The 2,558-nt window shown below is 38.1% G+C and carries 4 protein-coding genes; 1 reads left to right on the plus strand and 3 read right to left on the minus strand.

The window, feature by feature from the left end; genetic code table 11:
* Window positions 1-272 precede the first annotated feature (272 nt).
* The gene (locus AC1DUW_RS25640) at window positions 273-1,145 is read left to right on the plus strand and encodes a CvfB family protein (protein ID WP_053346487.1); all 873 of its coding nucleotides are present in this window, start codon (window positions 273-275) and stop codon (window positions 1,143-1,145) included.
* 47 nt (window positions 1,146-1,192) lie between these two features.
* On the opposite strand, the gene AC1DUW_RS25645 is transcribed toward AC1DUW_RS25640, so the two are convergent.
* Genes AC1DUW_RS25645 through AC1DUW_RS25655 form a run of 3 tightly spaced genes read right to left on the minus strand, consistent with a single transcriptional unit; the run spans window position 1,193 to window position 2,275 of the window.
* Window positions 1,193-1,762 carry a manganese catalase family protein gene (locus tag AC1DUW_RS25645; RefSeq protein ID WP_053346486.1) on the minus strand — a complete coding sequence of 190 codons (570 nt, stop codon included), beginning with the start codon at window positions 1,760-1,762 and terminating at the stop codon, window positions 1,193-1,195.
* A gap of 12 nt (window positions 1,763-1,774) precedes the next feature.
* Window positions 1,775-2,041, minus strand: a complete 267-nt coding sequence (locus tag AC1DUW_RS25650) for a spore coat protein CotJB (RefSeq protein WP_477643805.1) — start codon at window positions 2,039-2,041, stop codon at window positions 1,775-1,777.
* Window positions 2,042-2,275, minus strand: coding sequence for a spore coat associated protein CotJA (locus AC1DUW_RS25655; RefSeq protein ID WP_053346484.1), 234 nt, complete (start codon window positions 2,273-2,275; stop codon window positions 2,042-2,044). It lies immediately after the preceding gene.
* Window positions 2,276-2,558: the final 283 nt, after the last annotated feature.

Consider the following 2,558-nt stretch of genomic DNA (forward strand, 5'->3'; position numbering starts at 1 on the left):
GACTATTACGACGTAAAAGGTATATCGGAACACTAATTAAACCATACAAACCCAGTCAATTTTCAAAATTCATTATGCAAACTTTGTAGTAATGGAAAACGAGTTCAAATTTTAGTTCCTCAAACATCCATGGAAGTTGACAAGGAGCAAAAAAATAAAAAAACGTAATAGGTATACAGAACAACAAAAAAATGATAAATTCAAATATGTTGGAAAAATAAATAATTGGGTACAATTGTAGGTAAAGGTAAGTTACAGGAGGATTTTTATACATGCAAAAAATTCAGGCCGGTTTGGCTGTAGAGTTAGAAGTAGAACGTAAGGCAGATTTCGGTTGGTTCTTGACTGATGGTTCGGAAGATGTCTTACTTCATCATAATGAAATGAATGAAGAAACTGAGCTTGAAATTGGTGATGAAGTAACGGTATTTATCTATCATGATAAACAAGCCAGGTTGACAGCAACAATGAAAATTCCTGAAATTCAGATCGATCAGTATGGCTGGGCAGAAGTAGTCAATGTGAAAAAGAAACTAGGGGTCTTTGTCAACATCGGCCTTTCCAAAGATATTCTGGTATCACTGGATGATCTGCCAAACATTGACCATTTATGGCCTGAAGTTGGTGATCGTCTATATGTTTCCTTGAAAACCGATCGTAATGAACGGTTGTTCGGTAAACTTGCAACAGAAGATGTAATTCAAGAGATTGCTGTTAAAGCTCCTTTAAAAGGAGTCCGTAACACGACCGTGAAAGGGAATGTCTATCGTTTGCTAATGGTTGGTTCTTTCTTTGTTTCACAAGAAGGGTATCGCTGCTTTATTCACGAAAGTGAACGTAAACAGGAGCCCCGCCTAGGAGAATTAGTTGAAGGACGTGTCATTGATAGTAAAGAAGATGGTACCCTCAATGTTTCTTTAATTCCGTTTAAGCAAGATTTAATGGAAGAGGATGCTGATGTCATCTTCACTTATTTAATGAACCGTGGTGGTGCGATGCCTTATGGCGATAAGACTCCACCTGATGATATCCAGTTCCACTTCGGATTAAGTAAGGGAGCATTCAAACGTGCTCTGGGCAAACTGATGAAAGAAGAAAAGATTTATCAGGAAGATGGATGGACCTATTCTTCAGACCGTAAATGACAAAAAGGCAGCGGGAAATTTCCGTTGCCTTTTTTATATGGATTTTATTAAAAAAACTTTTTTTTCCCTTTGTCTTCTTTTAGAATTTCTACAGCTTCTCTGAACCTCATGGAATGTACAATCTCTCTTTCCCTTAAAAATCTAAGTGAATCATTAATATCCGGGTCATCTGAGATGTCAATCAACCATTGATAGGTTGCACGGGCTTTCTCTTCAGCGGCAATATCTTCATATAAATCAGCAATAGGATCGCCTTTAGCTTGGATGTATGTGGCTGTCCATGGATCACCTGCTGCATTTTGATAGAAAAGGGCACCATCATGATTCGCATAATGTTCGCCAAGACCAGCTGCAACCATCTGCTGTGGTGTGGCGTCCTTTGTAAGCTTATAAACCATTGTGGCAATCATTTCTAAGTGAGCGAATTCTTCTGTTCCAATATCCGTAAGTAATCCGATGACTTTATCAGGTATTGTATAGCGTTGATTTAAGTATCGGAGTGCGGCAGCCAACTCACCATCAGCACCCCCATATTGTTCTATTAAATATTTTGCCAGTCTGGGGTTACAGTTGCTAACCCTTACTGGGTATTGTAGCTTTTTTTCATAAACCCACATAGATATCTCTCCTTATACTTGCCATGGCCAAGGGCCTTGGCCCCATTCCCATTTATTTTCCCCTCCAGGACTATTTCCGAATCCAAGTAATGGCCCATATTTAGGTTCGAATACTGCTTTCAATTGTTTGGAGTACAGTTGGAATTGATTGAATTGCTGCAGTGCCYGCTGGTCAGTGGGATGTGTATCTAAATAATGGGTTAGTTCGACAAGTACGAAATCTGCAGCCTGTATTTGCTCAAGCAACTGATAATATTCATCATCCAGTTTCTTATTCATTTACGTCTCCCTTTCGCGATAAGGATTATCATAAAAATCGTAAAAGAATTTCCAAAGGGTACCGTATTTGAGTGCCTCTTCTGGTGTGAACTGTTCTAGATTTGGTGGCTGGAAATTTATATACAATTGGGGAGGTGTACTGAAATACTTTCTTCCAATCGGTGGGCAGGGATCGAATTTGCTATGGAACGGTTTATAAGACTTGATTAGGGTGAAAGTCTTTGCTCGTGTCAAGTTGAAACCTCCTTTTTCAAAGGTACATCCTTAAATAATTATGCTTGGATAAAAAAAATATGACCCAAAAAAGGGGGGGATCAGTTAAATACAAGCCTTTATTCATTGTAATATTCAGACTATTTGTTATCGGCTCGTTATCTTACTGTGATGTTTGTCATCTATTCTTTATCTGTTTGTTCTTTGTATAGAAAATAACTATGGTAATATTGAAAACGTTAGCTTATGAAAAAGCTCACAAGGAGGTAACAACATATGAAAAAATCAATCTTATCGTTAGCGG

The sequence above is a fragment of the Peribacillus sp. P4_C12 genome (assembly GCF_056402095.1).

Excerpts from the sequence above, each read along its gene's own strand:
- AC1DUW_RS25640 (WP_053346487.1), top strand. The coding sequence starts at position 273 with ATGCAAAAAATTCAGGCCGGTTTGGCTGTAGAGTTAGAAGTAGAACGT.
- AC1DUW_RS25645 (WP_053346486.1), bottom strand. The coding sequence starts at position 1,762 with ATGTGGGTTTATGAAAAAAAGCTACAATACCCAGTAAGGGTTAGCAAC.